This window comes from Candidatus Woesearchaeota archaeon (genome assembly GCA_027858315.1).
In the GTDB taxonomy this organism is placed as follows: domain Archaea; phylum Nanobdellota; class Nanobdellia; order Woesearchaeales; family UBA583; genus UBA583.
The window spans coordinates 24,745-42,381 of sequence record JAQICV010000088.1 but is presented as its reverse complement, the minus strand read 5'-3'; the positions used below and the strand labels follow the sequence as shown (position 1 = coordinate 42,381).

At 26.1% G+C, this 17,637-nt stretch carries 35 protein-coding genes; 23 read left to right on the top strand and 12 right to left on the bottom strand.

The window, feature by feature from the left end; all coding sequences use genetic code 11:
• The 23 genes from PF569_08625 to PF569_08515 form a co-directional block, all read left to right on the top strand.
• The coding region (locus PF569_08625; GenBank protein ID MDA3856298.1) for a hypothetical protein at nucleotides 1-957 on the top strand (957 nt) is incomplete at its 5' end.
• Nucleotides 958-974: 17 nt separating this feature from the next.
• Complete coding sequence (locus tag PF569_08620) at nucleotides 975-1,376, top strand: hypothetical protein (GenBank protein ID MDA3856297.1); 402 nt, start codon at nucleotides 975-977, stop codon at nucleotides 1,374-1,376.
• 135 nt (nucleotides 1,377-1,511) lie between these two features.
• Nucleotides 1,512-1,790, top strand: a complete 279-nt coding sequence (locus tag PF569_08615; protein ID MDA3856296.1) for a hypothetical protein — start codon at nucleotides 1,512-1,514, stop codon at nucleotides 1,788-1,790.
• 112 nt (nucleotides 1,791-1,902) lie between these two features.
• Complete coding sequence (locus PF569_08610) at nucleotides 1,903-2,112, top strand: hypothetical protein (GenBank protein ID MDA3856295.1); 210 nt, start codon at nucleotides 1,903-1,905, stop codon at nucleotides 2,110-2,112.
• 50 nt (nucleotides 2,113-2,162) lie between these two features.
• A complete protein-coding gene (locus tag PF569_08605; protein MDA3856294.1) occupies nucleotides 2,163-2,345 on the top strand; it encodes a hypothetical protein in 183 nt (60 codons plus the stop codon).
• A gap of 58 nt (nucleotides 2,346-2,403) precedes the next feature.
• A complete protein-coding gene (locus PF569_08600) occupies nucleotides 2,404-2,568 on the top strand; it encodes a hypothetical protein (protein MDA3856293.1) in 165 nt (54 codons plus the stop codon).
• Complete coding sequence (locus PF569_08595; protein MDA3856292.1) at nucleotides 2,559-2,822, top strand: hypothetical protein; 264 nt, start codon at nucleotides 2,559-2,561, stop codon at nucleotides 2,820-2,822. Before PF569_08600 ends, PF569_08595 begins: the two co-directional genes overlap by 10 nt.
• Before the next feature lie 20 nt (nucleotides 2,823-2,842).
• Nucleotides 2,843-3,166 carry a hypothetical protein gene (locus PF569_08590; GenBank protein ID MDA3856291.1) on the top strand — a complete coding sequence of 108 codons (324 nt, stop codon included), beginning with the start codon at nucleotides 2,843-2,845 and terminating at the stop codon, nucleotides 3,164-3,166.
• A gap of 79 nt (nucleotides 3,167-3,245) precedes the next feature.
• A complete protein-coding gene (locus PF569_08585; protein MDA3856290.1) occupies nucleotides 3,246-3,536 on the top strand; it encodes a hypothetical protein in 291 nt (96 codons plus the stop codon).
• Nucleotides 3,537-3,731, top strand: a complete 195-nt coding sequence (locus PF569_08580) for a hypothetical protein (GenBank protein ID MDA3856289.1) — start codon at nucleotides 3,537-3,539, stop codon at nucleotides 3,729-3,731.
• Nucleotides 3,728-3,928 (top strand): hypothetical protein, encoded by a 201-nt coding sequence (locus PF569_08575; protein MDA3856288.1) that lies wholly within the window; start codon nucleotides 3,728-3,730, stop codon nucleotides 3,926-3,928. The genes PF569_08580 and PF569_08575 overlap by 4 nt, the downstream gene beginning before the upstream one ends.
• Nucleotides 3,928-4,305: a hypothetical protein gene (locus PF569_08570; GenBank protein ID MDA3856287.1), complete on the top strand. Its 378-nt coding sequence runs from the start codon at nucleotides 3,928-3,930 to the stop codon at nucleotides 4,303-4,305. The genes PF569_08575 and PF569_08570 overlap by 1 nt, the downstream gene beginning before the upstream one ends.
• Nucleotides 4,298-4,489 carry a hypothetical protein gene (locus PF569_08565; GenBank protein ID MDA3856286.1) on the top strand — a complete coding sequence of 64 codons (192 nt, stop codon included), beginning with the start codon at nucleotides 4,298-4,300 and terminating at the stop codon, nucleotides 4,487-4,489. Before PF569_08570 ends, PF569_08565 begins: the two co-directional genes overlap by 8 nt.
• Before the next feature lie 19 nt (nucleotides 4,490-4,508).
• Nucleotides 4,509-4,706, top strand: coding sequence for a hypothetical protein (locus PF569_08560; GenBank protein MDA3856285.1), 198 nt, complete (start codon nucleotides 4,509-4,511; stop codon nucleotides 4,704-4,706).
• Between the two features lie 24 nt (nucleotides 4,707-4,730).
• Nucleotides 4,731-5,033 (top strand): hypothetical protein, encoded by a 303-nt coding sequence (locus PF569_08555; protein MDA3856284.1) that lies wholly within the window; start codon nucleotides 4,731-4,733, stop codon nucleotides 5,031-5,033.
• Entirely contained in the window at nucleotides 5,033-5,713 is a 681-nt protein-coding gene (gene thyX / locus PF569_08550) for an FAD-dependent thymidylate synthase (GenBank protein ID MDA3856283.1), read from the top strand. Before PF569_08555 ends, thyX begins: the two co-directional genes overlap by 1 nt.
• Nucleotides 5,714-5,762: 49 nt before the next feature.
• A complete protein-coding gene (locus PF569_08545) occupies nucleotides 5,763-6,071 on the top strand; it encodes a hypothetical protein (GenBank protein ID MDA3856282.1) in 309 nt (102 codons plus the stop codon).
• On the top strand, nucleotides 6,049-6,540 hold the full coding sequence (locus PF569_08540; protein ID MDA3856281.1) for a DUF5664 domain-containing protein: 492 nt from the start codon (nucleotides 6,049-6,051) through the stop codon (nucleotides 6,538-6,540). Before PF569_08545 ends, PF569_08540 begins: the two co-directional genes overlap by 23 nt.
• The gene (locus PF569_08535) at nucleotides 6,533-6,703 is read left to right on the top strand and encodes a hypothetical protein (GenBank protein ID MDA3856280.1); all 171 of its coding nucleotides are present in this window, start codon (nucleotides 6,533-6,535) and stop codon (nucleotides 6,701-6,703) included. Before PF569_08540 ends, PF569_08535 begins: the two co-directional genes overlap by 8 nt.
• A gap of 1 nt (nucleotide 6,704) precedes the next feature.
• Entirely contained in the window at nucleotides 6,705-7,001 is a 297-nt protein-coding gene (locus tag PF569_08530; protein MDA3856279.1) for a hypothetical protein, read from the top strand.
• Between the two features lie 4 nt (nucleotides 7,002-7,005).
• Nucleotides 7,006-7,416: an AAA family ATPase gene (locus tag PF569_08525; GenBank protein ID MDA3856278.1), complete on the top strand. Its 411-nt coding sequence runs from the start codon at nucleotides 7,006-7,008 to the stop codon at nucleotides 7,414-7,416.
• Nucleotides 7,417-7,425: 9 nt separating this feature from the next.
• Nucleotides 7,426-7,689: a hypothetical protein gene (locus tag PF569_08520; GenBank protein MDA3856277.1), complete on the top strand. Its 264-nt coding sequence runs from the start codon at nucleotides 7,426-7,428 to the stop codon at nucleotides 7,687-7,689.
• A gap of 101 nt (nucleotides 7,690-7,790) precedes the next feature.
• Nucleotides 7,791-8,582 carry a hypothetical protein gene (locus PF569_08515; protein MDA3856276.1) on the top strand — a complete coding sequence of 264 codons (792 nt, stop codon included), beginning with the start codon at nucleotides 7,791-7,793 and terminating at the stop codon, nucleotides 8,580-8,582.
• 678 nt (nucleotides 8,583-9,260) lie between these two features.
• On the opposite strand, the gene PF569_08510 is transcribed toward PF569_08515, so the two are convergent.
• The 12 genes from PF569_08510 to PF569_08455 form a co-directional block, all read right to left on the bottom strand.
• A complete protein-coding gene (locus tag PF569_08510; GenBank protein MDA3856275.1) occupies nucleotides 9,261-9,707 on the bottom strand; it encodes a hypothetical protein in 447 nt (148 codons plus the stop codon).
• 9 nt (nucleotides 9,708-9,716) lie between these two features.
• Nucleotides 9,717-10,163 (bottom strand): hypothetical protein, encoded by a 447-nt coding sequence (locus PF569_08505; protein MDA3856274.1) that lies wholly within the window; start codon nucleotides 10,161-10,163, stop codon nucleotides 9,717-9,719.
• Between the two features lie 3 nt (nucleotides 10,164-10,166).
• Nucleotides 10,167-10,700, bottom strand: coding sequence for a hypothetical protein (locus tag PF569_08500; GenBank protein ID MDA3856273.1), 534 nt, complete (start codon nucleotides 10,698-10,700; stop codon nucleotides 10,167-10,169).
• 75 nt (nucleotides 10,701-10,775) lie between these two features.
• The gene (locus tag PF569_08495; GenBank protein MDA3856272.1) at nucleotides 10,776-11,249 is read right to left on the bottom strand and encodes a hypothetical protein; all 474 of its coding nucleotides are present in this window, start codon (nucleotides 11,247-11,249) and stop codon (nucleotides 10,776-10,778) included.
• 132 nt (nucleotides 11,250-11,381) lie between these two features.
• Nucleotides 11,382-12,011 carry a hypothetical protein gene (locus PF569_08490; GenBank protein ID MDA3856271.1) on the bottom strand — a complete coding sequence of 210 codons (630 nt, stop codon included), beginning with the start codon at nucleotides 12,009-12,011 and terminating at the stop codon, nucleotides 11,382-11,384.
• A 390-nt stretch (nucleotides 12,012-12,401) separates the two neighbouring features.
• Nucleotides 12,402-13,259, bottom strand: a complete 858-nt coding sequence (locus PF569_08485) for a hypothetical protein (GenBank protein MDA3856270.1) — start codon at nucleotides 13,257-13,259, stop codon at nucleotides 12,402-12,404.
• Entirely contained in the window at nucleotides 13,259-13,522 is a 264-nt protein-coding gene (locus PF569_08480) for a hypothetical protein (GenBank protein MDA3856269.1), read from the bottom strand. Before PF569_08480 ends, PF569_08485 begins: the two co-directional genes overlap by 1 nt.
• A 231-nt stretch (nucleotides 13,523-13,753) precedes the next feature.
• The gene (locus tag PF569_08475; GenBank protein MDA3856268.1) at nucleotides 13,754-14,119 is read right to left on the bottom strand and encodes a hypothetical protein; all 366 of its coding nucleotides are present in this window, start codon (nucleotides 14,117-14,119) and stop codon (nucleotides 13,754-13,756) included.
• Nucleotides 14,120-14,206: 87 nt separating this feature from the next.
• Nucleotides 14,207-14,383, bottom strand: a complete 177-nt coding sequence (locus PF569_08470) for a hypothetical protein (GenBank protein MDA3856267.1) — start codon at nucleotides 14,381-14,383, stop codon at nucleotides 14,207-14,209.
• Nucleotides 14,384-14,461: 78 nt separating this feature from the next.
• A complete protein-coding gene (locus tag PF569_08465; GenBank protein ID MDA3856266.1) occupies nucleotides 14,462-15,430 on the bottom strand; it encodes a hypothetical protein in 969 nt (322 codons plus the stop codon).
• Between the two features lie 393 nt (nucleotides 15,431-15,823).
• Nucleotides 15,824-16,795 carry a hypothetical protein gene (locus PF569_08460; protein ID MDA3856265.1) on the bottom strand — a complete coding sequence of 324 codons (972 nt, stop codon included), beginning with the start codon at nucleotides 16,793-16,795 and terminating at the stop codon, nucleotides 15,824-15,826.
• 3 nt (nucleotides 16,796-16,798) lie between these two features.
• Nucleotides 16,799-17,620 (bottom strand): hypothetical protein, encoded by an 822-nt coding sequence (locus tag PF569_08455; protein MDA3856264.1) that lies wholly within the window; start codon nucleotides 17,618-17,620, stop codon nucleotides 16,799-16,801.
• Nucleotides 17,621-17,637 lie beyond the last annotated feature (17 nt).

The following is a 17,637-nucleotide window of genomic DNA, read 5'->3' as shown; positions in this document are numbered from 1 at the left end:
AATTTACATAGAATACATCCAGAAGATTTAATAAGTATTTCTTACAAATTACATGGAACTTCGTGTATTTCTTCTAAAATTCTATGTAAAAAACCCCTTAAATGGAATGAAAAGATACTTAAAAAATTAGGAGTAAATATAGTCAATACTGAATATGATTATATCTACAGTTCGCGAAAAGTGATAAAGAATGAAGAATTACATCCAAATGCTAATCATTATTATGATGTAGATATTTGGGGATTAGCACATGAACAATTAAAACCCTTTTTACAGAATGGATTATCTTTTTACTCCGAAATAATAGGGAATTTACCTTCTGGAGCAGCTATTCAAAAGGATTATGATTACGGTTATTCTTTAGATAATTTTTCTAATAATCCAATTCAAATTGGAGATAAAGTTGTTAAAGGAAAATCTAATAAACCTTTTAAATCAGGTAATTTAATTAATACTGTAAAAGGAGTTATAAAACATTCTGAATTAAATATTCCAGCATATACTTTTGAAGAAGACAATTCTATGGTAGAATGTAGGAAATGTTATAAATATAAAGAACCTACTCCTTTTGGTATTTATATATACAGAATTACTTATACTAACAATGATGGAAAAGTATTTGAATTTTCTGCTAAACAAGTTCAAGACTTTTGTAAAGAATATGGATTAAATGCTGTTCCTGAATTATTTTATGGTTATGCTAAAGATTTACTAAAAATAGATTCAGATAATAAATTCTATCTAGAACATTGGCAAACTCATTTTTTATCTACTTTAAAAAATAAATATAATGATAAAGACTGCTATATGTGCTCTAACATAGTACCTGAAGAGGGCTGTGTAATTAGAATTGAAAATAACTCCTTTGAAGCTTATAAAGTTAAGTCCAGTCTCTTCTATGAGAAAGAAACAAAGCAATTAGACAAAGGAGAAATAGACATTGAGTCTAGTAATTAATTTTTAAAATAAAACTAATGGATAAAATAAAATTATTGAATCAAGTATTAACTTTACTTCCAGAAAATATAGAAAATATTGAATCTTGTGAAATAATACATGATTCAATAATTTTATCTACTGAAAGTATTAAATATACAATTAAAATATATAGTAAATCTTTACAAGAATCTTCTCAATGTAAAACATTTTTAAATAAAAATATAGGTACAGGAGAAGTAAAATATAAAAATAAAAAGAAATATTCTAGTGATAAAGAAGCTATTGAAGCAGCGATGAGAATAAATACAATGGACAAAACTATTCATAAAAGAGTTGCTTATAAATGTAAAGAATGTTTTCAGTGGCATATTGGAAGAAATTCTACAGTATTATCTAAGGAGGATAAATTAAAAATTAAAATTAAACATGGATTATAAATAACTCCTCAAAACACATTAGCATTAAGAAAATGTAAGGAAAGCTGTTAGGCCATTAATTAAATGAAAAAGGGTTAATAGTAAGAATGGTAAACCAGTAACCCTGCGAGGAGTTGTTTTTTAATAAATAATATTATGAATAATTACAATGAAATAATAGAAAAGATTAATTTAAGTGACAGGATCAATAGAACAATTAGTGGAAACTTTGGAAGAACCATGACTATTACAATGGATGAAGCTTTTTTATTTAAAATTTTATTACAGGAACGATTAAGTACACATTCAACTATACAACATATTAGTCCTTCAGTTTGCCCTAAATGTGGAAATACTGGAAGATGTGAACCAAGAACATTAAGTGATCCTGATGGACAAGAATGCGATTGTGGAGTAGGGCCAAATTGTTACTAATATTTAATAATATGAATAATAACATATTTAAAGCCCTTTCTTAGATAAATAAACTTAAATATATCTATCAGTAGTTATATATATTAGTACTGATATTTAATACTTTAAAATTATGTATGACAAATTAGACAATGCAGTAAAAGATTTATTATCAGAACTGCGAATTGACAAAAAATGCTTAGAAGTAATGGCAAACGGGTATTCACCTGATTATCCAGGTGCAGTGGATTTGGCTAAAGGAGAAAAATGGACTAATCCACATTGTAAAATTCAATTATCAAAAGTTGTTGCACAGAAACTACTTGCTTCTATAAATAATTAAAACCCTTTCTTGTGCGGAGGGATTAAACGCATGAAACTTAAATATATATTATGAATAATTTAAAACAATTGGAAAACCAAGGAAACCAAGAAGTAAGAATGAAATGCATTGATTATGCAACGAGAGTTGTGGGAAAACCAGAGTATTTAGAGGTTGACGAAAAATGGGAAAAACAACAAGAAGATGTTGTTAAAGTTGCAGCCAAAATCTATGAATTTGTAAAAGGTGAATAGATACTTATGTGGTAACAAGGATATATTTCTTGTTACCACTTTATTTTAATTTATAATTATGGAAAAAAAACTTATAATATCAGAACAACCTAAATGTAAAACTTGTGGTAAGTTAATGCAAGAATGGAATGGATTTGCTAAAGAACATGAACATACTGAATGTAGTTCAGAACGAATATCTGCAAAATTAATTAGGGTTATTAAAAAACAATTATGGAATTAAACGTATTAAAAGAATCAGTAAGAAGAAACCTTATTAAAAATGATATGGTAGTATTAAATATAATGGCAGTTGGACATAATCTTATAAGAGTATATGAAAGCCAAAACTGGGAACGAATACCTAAGAAAATGAATGAATTTATCCATGCTTATAATTATTTAATAACTGAATATAACAAAAAAGAAACTCCAATTGAGGATGAAATAATAGAGTTAGAGGAGAGAATAGAATGGTTAAAAAATGGTAATTCTTAAATATTAAAATATATGATAACATGAAAAATAAAACAGAATACATTGATGATTATTTAAAAGATCTAGAAGATATGGTTATAGATGCAATAAAGAAACCAACAAAAGATGAGGTTATTTATGAACTAGGGAAGCATTTAAGATTTCATCTATTCAAAATAAGAGATACAGCTAATAAAATGTATGAGAATGAAAAAGAAAGTATTAGAGAAGTACTAGGAGATGAAGTACTTATTAGTAAAAGAGCATGGAGTGCCTGGGATGATGGTACAATGACACGAGAAGATTTTTTGTTAGCCTCTGAGGATGAAAGTTTAGTTGAGGAACTTTGCAATGCTGTATACTAATTCTCTCTAATGATATAATACAGATTAACAAGGGAAGGGGAAAACTTAATAGAGTACCCAATATTTAATACTTAATATAATGAGTCAAACAGATAGTCCTGTTGAAAAAAGAACATTGCTTAGTGCAAGAAAAAGGCTACAAACAAGAGCTAAAGAATTGAATGATTTAGTAAGAATGAGTGAAACTCTAATAGAAAAATTTAACAGAACAGAGGGAGAAGAAGCTAAGAAAGAGAGCAGTGAATTAATACCAGAAAATATAGAACATCCAGATTTAATCGGAATATTTGATGATATTACAAGTAAAATGGAAAATGACATTAACATTCTTGGTAGTAATTTAAGACAAGCATTAAATCTTATTGATTAAATGATAATACTAGTACTAATATCTCTAATACTAATATTAAGTGATTATACAATAACATATAGTAATAAGAAAAAAGAAACAACATTAACATATCATGGATTACTATGGGTTAGTTTAGATTATTGGTCTATTTGGAGATATGAAAGTAATGATAAACCAATGAAAATATTGGAAATAACCTCAATTTTATTATGAAAGAAATTATATTAGTACGTGATGATTTAGGAGAATCTAAAAAAGATTTACCAGTAAAAGATATAAATATATATGATTTCAAAAATAGCAGTATGAATAAAGAACAAAGAGATAAAGCTGAATTAATCACTTTCAGAGGTAATGATCAAATAAGAGTACTCAAAGATAGATATGGAATTTTAAATATTATAAAGTAATGAAAAAACAATTTTGTACTTATGAAATAGCGTTAGCTCTTAAAGAATTAGGATTTGATGAAAAGTGTTTTGGATGGTATAATCCTAAAATAATGGTATATTCATTTGATATTGGATTTATAAGCAATTCAGAAAAGTGGTTACATGAAGATCAATGTGCAGCACCACTTTGGCAGCAAGCTATTGATTGGCTTGATAATAAATATAATATATTTATTACATTAGCTTTACTTGCAAATGGATATGGATTTTATATTCATAATAATTATAATAATACTAATAAAGGAGACGGTTGTGGTATATATTATACTTTATATCAAGCAAGAGAAGTAGCAATCTTAAAAGCAATTGAAATAATTAAAAATAAAAATGAGTAATTTACCATTAGGTGCAGAATTCGACAGTTCTGCACCTTGGAATGAAAAAGAAGAATATTGTTCTACATGTGGTTCAAATAAGTTAAAAATAGATGATACAGGTATATTTAAGAATATTAAATGGATTAACTATAAATGTATAAAATGTGGATTAATAATTAATAATGAACCAAACTATGATTAACAAGAAAAATTTTTAAATTATGGAAATAATAACTGGGATAGCAATTTTAATAATATCTGGTTTGCTGATGAAAGCATCAGGAAAAAAATATAATACTACACAAGATTACGCTAAACAATATCCAGCATTTATACTATTTATATTTTCAATAGTAATTATAATTCTATTCGCTATGTTTATAGTTGATAAATTATCAATTATGATATTTGGAGTATAACATTAAATAAAATTATTTAAAATAATGGAAGCAAATACATTTAAAAGAGCTACAAAAATTAAACAAAATATAAAGATTATAGATGAGTATATTAATAAATTTAATCCTTCAAAAAGTACAGTTTGGCTACATACTAGTGACCATCATGGAAATGTTTTTGGAAAATTAGACTTATATCAACATGAAGTAGCGAGAACTGGTAGTAAAGATGCTATAGCTTTTAAGTATGATAATTTCGTTAAACATTATGAGGAGTTTTTAATTAAGTGCACAGAAGATTTAATGTTAAGGAAAGAAGAATTATTAATAGAATTTAAAAAATTATAATGAATGTACAACTTATAACAAAAACTGTGGGGATAGGAAAATATTCTGAATTAAATTCAGAACAAATTATTTCTGCAATTGCTAGACATGGTATTATTAAAGAGGATGAAGGTAAATTAGTAAAATATCTAATGGATAGTGCTCATTGGAGTCCATTAGATATGATTAATTTTACATTTGAAATTGAAACAAGTAGAGATATAGGAAGACAAATACTAAGACATCAATCAATTAAATTTCAAGAACATTCTACTAGATATTCAAATAGAATTAAATTTGAAGATATTGAACTTAGAAAAGAACATCCTACTAATAGACAAAGTAGTACCGATATATTTAATCCTACTATAAATATGAACTGGATAATAGATAATTCTTATAATATATTAGCTTCTGATGCAATAAAAGATTTTTTAAATAAAGTACAAAGTTTATATTTAGAACTTACTTCTAATGGTGTAGCTAAAGAATGTGCTAGACATTTACTTCCAGGATGTTTAACTACTACAATGTCTGCTAATGGTACATTACGTAGTTGGTTAGCTTTTCTTAATGTTAGATGCGATAATCATGCAGAAAAAGAAATACAAATAATTGCTAATAATATTGGAGAATATTTAGAAATAGAACTTCCTAATGTTTTTAGTGAAATACAATGGAGAAATGGAATGTTTATGTAATAAATTATTCCTTATAAATACTTAATAGAAAATTAAATGATAATAAATTATGAGTTGGGGAATAGATTTTACAACAGATATTTTTCTAAGTAGAATTCAGATTAATAGTAAAGAACATCTAGTAGATATAATAGAAGAGAAAGAAGAAGACTTAAAGTCAATAGAAGCTTTACTTAAAATGTATACTTCTTCAAATCCGAAAGATATTATTCCTGAAGATTGGAAAGAAGAGTCTATAATGTTTCTAAACTTAAAGTTAGAGGAATTATTTTCTGATCAAAGGGAATTAATAGAAACATTAAAAGATTTATATTATTATAAAGAATACTTAGAAAATGAAAAAATTAAAGAATTATAAAAGTTTAGATACATGTCCTTATTGTTCATCTCCTCAGAAAGACTATTCTAATTCTCTCCATGCTTGGGAGATTGTCTATCATTGTGGATGTGAATTGACAGGTGCTATAGGTAATTCAGATGTACTTATTTCTTATAAATGTCAATCTAAATCTAAGAAAAAAATTTCTGAGTTAGAAATAATAAAAGCTTTAAGATATAATAAAGGAAAATTAAATTGGGGTTTAGTTCATTTTAAATCTATGAAACCGTTAGTAAAAGTATTAATGTTTGGAGCAAATAAATATGAAGCATTTAATTGGATGAAAGATATGCCTTTAAAAGATATTGAAGAATCAGCTTTTAGACATTTAACTGCTATTATGGATGGAGAAACACATGATTTGGAAAGTGGAGAACTACATATAGGACATTTAATGTGTAATGCAATGTTTTGGAATTATCACTATAACAAACAACAAAATGAGTAATATACAATATCTTATTATTTTAGATTATAAATTGGGTGTAGCTGAAATTACTGTTTATGACGGAGACCCAAATTTAATAGAAGATTACATAGAGGAAACATTAGGAATTGGAACATCTAATATAAGTTGGATGTTAACTGATTCTGTAGAATTAACTTTATAATATGAAGAATAAAAAGAAAGCAAAGAAGTTACTTAATTCAGGGGAAGAATTTAGCTTTACTCCTAAAAAAGAAGGAGATTTAAAAGCTACTTGTTTTAGAACGACAATTCCTATTGGAAATGGTGAATATCATGAATATCTATTTCATTGTATGAAATGGATTAATGGAGAAGGCTACGATTTAAGTATTCACTGGAGTTATAAAAACAAATCGAAAGAAAAACGTTTGTCTCTTGGAAGTGAAGAAATAGAAGGAGTATTAGCATGTTTAAATGAATTAGGATTTTTAAAAGAATAAAATTATGAATCAACAAATATTATTTTTAAGAGGGTTGCCTGCATCTGGTAAAAGTACTTTTGCAGTAATACATTGTACTAAATTTATTAATTTTAAAAGAATTAATAAAGATTCTATTAGAGAATTTATGGGTAATCCTCCTTTTAACCAAAAATTTGAAAAGTTAGTTTTAGATATACAACATAAAGCAGGAAATTATTTACTTGATGCTGGATTTTCTATAATAGTTGATGACACGAATTTTTCTCAGAGGCACTATAACTGGTGGGAGAAAATTGCTAATGAGAGAGATATAGACTTTGTTTTAAAAGAGTTTAATACCCCAGTTGAAGAATGTGTCCAAAGAGATAAAAACAGAAAAAAACCAGTAGGAGAAGACGTGATAATGAACATGTATAGAAAGTATCTTAAATAAAGAAAATTTATGTATAAAAACATTATAATAAAAATATTAAATAGAGAAAGGATTACTCAGAAAGAATTAAATAGTTTTATCTCAGAATATATTTATAGAGAAAAGAAAACTTATCCAACTGCAGAACAGTTAAAAAATATTATACAATTAATATATCATGGATTGTTTAATATTAATTATGCAGCTATTAAAGCAACTGAACAATTAAATCTTCAGATAACAACTTTATTTAATAAAAATAATGAACATATAAAAACATATGTTACAGAATAAAATTATGGGCACTTAGATAGTGTCCTTTATTTTTTTTAATAATTTTGAATTTATTAGGATATAATAAAGTAACTTTGTAGATTAATAGAAAATTAAACTTTATGGAAAATTTTGCAACTTTCACACCTATAATTACACAGAGAGCAGAAATGCTAAAATATTATGAAGATAATGAACTTCCTTTACCAAAAAATCCTTTCTTTAAGAAAGAATTTAGTGAATTAGTGGATTCAAGAGAAAAAATTGATAATACTTCTGTAGTTGAGTTTCCTCCTTTAATCTCTTTTAGAGATAAAACAGCTTTAAAGAGAATAAAACAATCCACAGAAAAACAGAATTCTTTAGAGATAAAAAAACTTGAAGAAAATAGTACACCTATTAAAAAAGAGGAAAAGAAAGAACCTGTTTATTCAAATGAAATACAAGAAGAAATATATACATTACCAATTTCTGAGGAAGATAAAATATATTTAGATACTTTAGCTAAAGGAGAAAGTACTTATAATCCAACAATAGAAAATTCATTAGGATATTATGGCTTGTATCAATTTGGAGAAGATGCTTTTAAAGCAGTAAATTCTAGTAAAGAAGCTTTTTCTAAAGATACTATATTACAACATGAGTCTGCTTTAAAACTCAAAGAACTTAATAAAAAATATTTAAATAATTATCTGAAAAACCATAATGCTCCTGATAAATCTATTGATGATTTAATAGGCAAAACTATTAAAGGACATACTTTAACAGAAAATAAAATTGCAGGAGCAATGCATCACATGGGAGCAAAAACATTTTTTGATTGGCTATATGATACTAAAAATACTGATTTAGCTAAAAAAGGCTTTAAAGATAGATATGGTGCTTCTATTGAAAGATATTTAAAAAGGTACTAAACAGAAAATCCCCCATCGCTTAATTGCGTGGGGGATTTTTTTTTATTCCATATCTCAGATTTCAAATGCTCTGAAATTTTGTCCTACCATATTTTTTAAACTGCCGGTTCCAGTAATAGCATCTTGAGTATCTCCTGCTACTTTTGTAGAATAAGTAAGTCATGCTGGTTCTGAACTAAATGCTCCCAAAGTATTTTGATATACATTTTGTTCATTTAATACTTTTGTTGAAACAGCCTCTGCAAATTTTAACATATCTTCTCCAACTTCATCTTCTCCTCAATCTTCTCTAGCTCCTTTAATCATAGCTACAATCATTCCTCAGAATAATACTAACAATAATCCATCTATAGCTGCAAATTGAAGTTTCCCTAATCTTTCCTTCTCATCTTTTTTAATGTCTGAAAAATTACCTCTAAAAATATCTTGAATAGTATATCCTAGGGCATAGAAAAGTCCTTCTTGAGGAGATCCTTGTCATTCAATTAAAGGGTCTCCTGTATTAATAGTAGTGGGCTTAAAATCACCTGTGAAATTACCCTCTTCATCTAATATTTGTTCTCTTCATAGTAATTGTTTATTTCCATCATCATCAGTAATAAACTTTTGAGCAAATTTTCCTATAGGACTTATTTCTGCTGAAACTGGCTTTCCAAACCACATTTGCATTTTGCCTGGTCAATATTGCATGAATTGCATAAATGTAATCCCAAAAGCCATGTTATGTAAAAGAGCCTGAGAATCCTTATGGTAATATCCATATGCAGTATCTGCGAGAGATTTAAAACTATCCCTTTCTTTTTCTATATATGCTTGGTCTATTAATATAGTTTCAGAAAACTTTTCATCAGTTAACCCAGTTCTTTCAATAGTAAGTTGGTTTGCTAATAATAAATATAAATTTCTTTGTCTATTATATTTCTCATCCTTTAATGCAGGAGTATAATTACCATCATCATTTACATATTTATGTCTATTTTCAAAATAATAAGAAAATCTGGCATCTTTTTTAGTATTGTATTTTAATTCCCCATTAACAAGTTCATGTGCATCATAAGATCCATCATAAATCATTTTAGCTAAAAATAAAGCCATTCTATTATAATAATCTGGTATAGTATTCATTGCATACATTCAAGGACTTAAACCTTTCATAAAACCTCTTCTATCAGTCTGCATTTTTTCAGCAATAGTATTTAAGTCCATATTAGCTATTCCATAATAATGATTTAATCTATCAATTAAATTAAATTCAGCTGCGAAAGTTTTTTTGGCAGTTCCTAATTTTTCTAATGCAAGTGTCAATGACCTTGAATCAAATAAATCTTTCCCAAAGACTTTAGAAGCTGCTATATTAAATCCTTTAAGTAATCCAATACTTAATTCTTTTGCCATTAAAACAGGTCTAAAAGCAAGCATTCCAATAGTAGTAATTTTTTTAACTGCTGCTATTACAATAGAGGGGTCTTTAAATTCTTCATCTACTATTGGGCCATCTAATGCTGCTACAGTTACCTGATCGATAATATAATCAAGTTCTTTAGACATATCTTCATTCTTTTTCCCTGACTGCAATTTCATTCATCAAATATAAGCACTTATAATAGGGAGTTTGTGGTCTAATAAATTTTTTCGGATTTTAGTAAATGCAACTTTATGAGCTATTGTGTCTAAATTTAATTCCCAATAAACTGTGTCCTTATGTCTTCGTATTGCTTCTGCTTTAGATTCATCATTTTGCATAGCATATACATCAGGCATTTCATACAACCCTTTTTGTTGCTTATTAATATTTTCTAAATCTTCTTTACTTAATTCTCGAGTATCAATAAAATCTTCAAATTCATTAGATAATTCTCTTCCAGATTGAAACATACCTTTAATACCACCACTTAGAGCTCTACCATATCTATCTAATTGTTGAGATCTAATTAAAGGCATTTTAAAATACTCTTCACTCTCTATAGCTTTTAAGATTTCTTGGCTTTTGTCTGTTTTTTTAATTGTTTCTAATGTAGAAATATCAATACTTTCTATGTCTTTTGTTTTAAGATTCAACATATATTTTTGTATCTCAAAAAGAATTTTTTTAGCATATTCTCTTTCTGCATCAGTCATAACATTATCTATATTATTTTCATATGGATTTTTTAATTGCCACTTAATAGAAATGTCTCCAGTATCATCTAATACTCAAATATTTTTAAATTTAGAACGCGACTCTCCTATAAAATTTCTAGCAGTTTTAGAATACCCAATTTTATCATAAAATTCTGTGGTGATTCCATTTAGTTTACTAGATTGCTTTACCATTAATTGCCTAATTCTACTATTGGTTAAAGAAATAATTTTATTTATACTTTGTAAATCTATTGAACCAATTTTATCAGGAGTAGATAATCTTAAAGAACCCATAACACCTAGAATTTTTTTGCCTTCTTTATTATATTTTTCTTGTGATTTACTATATAAAGATGCAACTAAACTTTTGACATCAGGCCATCCTATACTAAAATCTCTCATACCTAAAAAGTCTCCTTCTGGGAGTTGTCCTGATTTACTTAATAATAATACTTGTATCATAGCAAATAAATATTGCCTTTGGTCACTAAAAGATATTGAAGGTTGTCGAGTTTGGTCAACTAAATCAGGAAATGCTTCAAACATACTTTTTTGTATTTCTCTAAGTTTTTCATAAGAAATATTTTGAAAAGATTCATTTCATATAGGTTTTAGAATATTTTCTACCTGAGTTCTATCAGTTCCTGAATATGTTCTTAAACTACTTCTCACTAAATTTCAAGCTCTTTCTAATAAAGGTGTTATATTCTTATGTGTTAGTTTATTAGTAAGTTTTTTAACTTGCATTAACTCAGTAAACTTATTAAACATTTTCTCTACATCTTTTCCACCTACCTGTAAACCATCTAAATTAAGTATTATAATCTCTTCAATCTCTGTTCTATTTAAACCAAGTTCATTATAAAATCTATTTAGAAATGCAAATGTTTTAATATATTCTACTTCTTCATAAATTAAATCTTCATCAAAAGAAGCTTTCTGTCCATGTGCGGAAATATTAATTACAGAAAGTTTTCCATTTTTAGTATTTTCTAAAACTATAAATCCTAAAGAAGTCATTTCTTGAGTATCTTTTACTACTCGATAAGTACCATGTATAAAATCTTTTAAAACATTATTAACAAGTGCTTTTTGTTCTGTGTTCTTACTTGTCAATATTTTATTATCTGGATCTGCAATAGCACTTGTTATCTTCTCCCTTAATACAGATACATTTTTTGCTGCATCTTCTAAAACTCTAGCTAATACAGGAGTTACTTTTTTTCTAAACTCTTTTTCTTTTTGTTCTGTTGTTTTGGTACGTCCTTCTGAATCTATATCTTTAATAACAATAGATCCTTTAGGCATTTCTGGTAACTCATATTTATTATAATAATACCATTTACCAGTCTTTTTAGCCTTCTCTACTAGTTTTTCAATATCAGTTTCTTCTTTTGCAGTTTTAACAGTATATCCAGGTAATAGTACTTCTAAATCCGTAAGTAATTCTTTCTTCCTTAATGGATCATAAGAAGCAAATAAAGTTTCAGGAACTATCTTTTTAGCAATTTTTTTAAGCTTTCCAGATTCTCACAAAGTAGGTTGATCAGCAGTCCTAATTTGTACTGTACTAAATCCTAGATTTTCTGGATTTAATTTTCCATTAGTAAAATCCCCAAGTTCTATAGGAATTATATTTAATGAAGTGTTTTTTATTTCTGTATATTGTCCTAAAAGTTGTCTGTTTAAAGCTAATATTCAATCTGTTTCTTGTATTTTTGATATATCCCATTGATCAAAAGATTTTTTAGAAACTTTTAAATCAAATATATGAGAATCTCCATTTGAATCTACAACAATAGAATCAATTGTAGTACCTAAATCAGTAATACCTTGTTCAGACAAAAGAGATACAGAAGATAAAATAGTTCCTCTATTTTTCAAATATGTATGTACTCTATCTAAAGTACTGATTAAAACTTTCTTCCAAATTCTTTTATCTCCCTCTAATATTTCTTGATTATTCTCATAAAAAGATTCTAAAGCTTTCTCTACTATGGGATGATCAAAATTTCCATTATACTTAGAAACAGCAACTAAAATTCCATGTAAGTCTCTAGCAACTATCATAGTCTTTTTATCAAATTTTATTAGTTCAGTAATTTCTTTTAGATAATGATTTACTTTTTCTTTTGTATATCTAGACAATGAATCTAATTGCATATATTTATTTAACTCAGGATGTTCCTTAGAATCTAAAATAGGTTCTTCTCCTGTGTTAATTTTATCTTCTATATATTTTATAATTCTATTACTTTCTACATATTCAGGAACTAGTCTATCTTGCTCAGATAAACCTAGTTCTCTAATAAGTTGAGGTTGTTCTTTAGTTGCAAAGTCTCTTACTAAAGTTATATTTTCTGCTTTTAAAGATTCTTTACTTTTTACATTCTTTGTTATCTGTTCTATTGCAGCTAATTGAGTTTCTTCAGAACTAAAGATTCTACTTCTCTTTAATAAATCAGTAGTTTTATAATAGTGTTCTGTAAGTTCCTTCAAATTCATGGAAACTTCTTTACCGTCTATAACTACTGTATATACACATCTTGCATCCATTATATACACTCCATTTTAAAATTCTTATCATTTTTTATCTTATCAGAGAACCAATCTTTAAAATTACTTTCAAAAAGTATTACTCCTTCATTCATCACTTTACTGTCTATTTCAGGAAATATTTCTTTCATTGATTTATTTAAAATACCAAAAATATTATTTTCTATAGACACATCTTTTAATTTCATAGCATCCAAAGATTCTGAAAATGCCTGAGAAAAATACTTAAAATTTACTAAAGGAAGTTTAGATTTATTATTCATAAAATCTGATAATTTTGCTATTAAAGATTCTTCAATTAAATTCCAGTCTGAATACTCTATACTATTTTTATTTTTATAATCTAATAGTAATTCTTCATATAAAAAAGGACTATTATATTTTAAAGCAAATAAAAATAAGTGTAAATACTCATGTACTAAATCCGTATCATTAGCTTTATTATTGTTTAAATTTAAAACTATTTTAGGTTCTTTTCCTGATTCTGATTCTACTCAAGCTTTCTTATCATTCATCTCTGTATAATCAGAAGAAATATCTACCTTTATTTTAAATATATTAGAAAATAAAGAAGATACTTTTGTATAAATATCTTTTCTTTGAGATATATCAGGATCAATTTGATTGTTTTTTTGTATCTGTATTTGCTCTCTTTTAATAAAAGGTATTTTATCATTTCCATGCATTATGTAATAAATACCGACTCGTTTAAAGAATTCTTCTTTAGATACATCTTTCAATATAGTTAAGAATTTTCCTGTATTTGAAAAAGTATTATATTCTAAAGTAACAGAATTTTCTCCTAAATTAGCTACTCTATAGATTTTATTCTCTAAACCTATTCTATTAGTTAATGTCACATAAGCATTTGTTTGAAGTAAGAATTCTTTTTGATCTAAAGAAAGCTGAGAAAATTCTTTAAATCTAAAAAATCTATTAACATTCCTTCATATAAAACTTCCCGATTTACGAACAAATAAACCTTCTACTTCTTTCCCTGTTTCTTTTGCTATCCGCTCTTTTAATTGTTGAGTTACATTAACATAATTATCGGGAACAGCTATATTTTTATTTGCCTCAACACTAAATCCTTTATTAAGATTATTACTATGTAATAAAGTCATACTAGAAATATCAGTTCCTTTTGGAATAAAATAAGCTAACTCAGAATATTCTCCATCAGGTTTTTCTGTTTCAATATTTCAATTATTTACATCAGATACATCTACAGCATACTCTGAAGAAATATCTCTTGTAGTTATAAATTTCTTTAACTTAGAAGTATCATCAATTTTAATATAATGATTAGATAAATTATTTTCTCCTGCTTTTATATCAATTTTATTAAAAACATTATTCTTTTTATCTATTATTTGAAATATACCAGAAGAGTTTTCTAAATCAATGATCACATAATCATCATTTTTTGCTAATTCATAATTACTAAAGTAAGAGTAAATATATTTAGAGATAGACTTGTCTCTAGTAACTACATTATCAAAAGCAGCTATTCTAAAACTTTCATCTAAAGATAAAGGTTTATTTTTCTTAAAAGCACTTCTAATAGTTTCTTTTGGAAGTTCCTGTATAGAATGTTCTCCTTTTTTGTTTTTAATCAACATATATACATATAAATCAGAAGTACTCACTACTCTATTGATTCTATCACTTTGTTCATCTGCATAAACAATTAAATCTCCTGTCTCCAAGTAAAAATGAGGAGATATTTTTCTAGTGATCTCAGAATAATTTTTTAAGGAACTAAATTTATTGCGGTCATTATCTGTAAACTCTTTATCTACAAAATGTTCAGAATTAGGAACAGTTATTTTAGTAATATTATCAAAAGGAATTAAGAATTTTCCTTTAGAATTTACTTCTATACCTCCCGGATGTATTGCTTTAACAGTGTTAATATATTCTTTTTTTCCTCTTTTACTAAAAACAGTAGATCCTCTTGAGACATTGTTTTTCACAATTTCTGAATCTAAAAAAGTGCTACCAGAAGAGACAATTGAAATAGTATTTTCTTTCGCTAAAGTAGCTGCATTTTCTAATTGAGGGGGATTTTGTGTAGTTTCTAATTTTCTATATTCAATTTTAATATTATCATCATTAAAATATTCATAAAATAATTTAAACTCTCCATTAACTTCTCCCAATCCGGTCATTCTCAGACCTCTTTTATTTAATTTAATGGATAATGGAACTACATAAATTCCATATTCTCCTATACTTGGAAATTTAATTAAATCATTTTTAAATAATAGATTACTTTGGATAAAGTTATATGCATCTAGCTGATGATTAATATTGTTTTCAGAAGAAAATTGTTTAGTCTCTTTAGGAGCATAAAAATAATCTCTTCTTTCCTTTATAGATTTGTTTTTTAATCTTTTAGAAATATTATCTACTAAAGTAGCTGAGTTCTCTTCTGACTCTTTTTTATATAAAATATTTAATTCCTTTTCTTCGGAAAAAGGATCTTTAGAGTACTTAGTTAAATCAATATATTTAATTAAATCTTTAGTATTACTTATTAACTCTTGGGTTTGAGCATTAGTTCAGCCATAAAAATTTTGGTTACTAATAAATACAGCCTCAACTAATCTATTTATTAGAGTTTGATTTATTTTTGGATCTTTTAAATAAGTAGCTAATGCTTCTGGAACATATTCATCTTTAACAAATTTCCCCATAAAAAAATCTTGTGGAGATATTTCCTGTGTAATATTAAATTCTTCTAAAACTTCTTGTAAAGTTTCTTCATCTAAATTTTTTCCTAAGTATTTAAAAATACCTAAAGCTAAAGATAAAGAATTACTCTCATTATAAAAAATTATAGGTTCAATTGATTCTTCTGTACTTACTACAATAGAATCACTTGTTTTCCCGGAAAAATTTAAAGAATACAATAAAGCTTGTTTTTTATTAGAACTTTTAAAAACAGAACTCAGTAAATTATGTAAAGAAACTTCTACTTTAGAATTTATTCCTGCATTTTTAAGTTCTTGTAATTTATTATTTAAGTCAAAAAGTTTTTCTTCTGGACTTATATTATTTATTATGCCTATATTATCTATCTTATCTAAATAATCTTGTCCTATAGGTTCTTGTAATTTTTGTAATAAATCTTTTAAAGTTATTAATTCTACTTTTTCTTTTCCAGTAATTGTATTCTTTCTTTTTTTAGGTGGAATATACTCAAAAGTAGTTTCGCCCTGTGTTATCTTTCTTAATAAAATAGTAGATAGATTCCCTAAAGATCCATTATCAATTAAATAATCATTAATATTATTAATTAAATTATCTTCATTAGAATCCACTAAAATTTCTTTTAAATCTTCTACTGGTATATCAACTTTTAAATCTTGTGTTAAATAATTTAAAAGAGCATCAGAATTATTTATATCATTAGAAGTTTTATATTCTTTTATTTTTTTGTTTAATTCTTCATCTAAGGAAGAAATACCAGAAGAGGCAGGAATTTTTATATTCCCGCCATCTGGTAATTTTATATAATAATAACAAATCATAATCTAAAAACACTTATAATTAATAATTAGGTTTTTATACTCAATTAAAGAGAGAGTATTATGTATATCTTGTTGTATTTGCATATCTGTTACTTGTTTTACATTTTCTAATCTAGTATTTATAGGATAATTATTATTTATTACAAAAGTAGTTTGCCCATTTAAATTCAGATTACCTTTTCTATTAAATATAGACCATAAAATATCTCTTTCAGATACATTATCAAATATATCTACTTCTCCTGCATCCACTCTTTTAGAAAATTCTATATAATCTTTGAAAAGACCCTCTTCTCTTATAAAGTTTTCAAAAATAGGAGTAAGTCTTTTAGGGCCATACAAATCATTATTAACAATTAAATTATAAAGATACATTAGATTTTTCCAAGATACTTCCACTCCTTCAGAATTAAATATTCTATTCTTAGGTTCAATAACTTTATCTACATCATTAAAAGAATTTAATAGTTCTTCAAATCTATCAAGATTTTGAGGAGAATTTAAATCACTAATTTTAAAAGTTGGAATGATTTGAGAAGTAAATTGTCCCAAATAATTCTTTACAGTACTAGTTTTTAAAAAGCTTCCTAAAGAACTCCTACTCGAATTTTTTAAGATAGGCAATAAAAGCTCTTCCATTATTACTTTAAAGTTAGCTATTCCTGTATCTGTATATAAATCTATAATGGTAGGATTTTCATCTTGTTTAGTTACTTTTATAGTTTTATCAGAATGTAAAATTCCTCCTTTTAATAACCCAACAGGATATAACTTAGAAAAATCATTTTTAAATAAAACAATGTTATCTTTATCAAGAGTTTGCAAAAGATCTACTACATTAA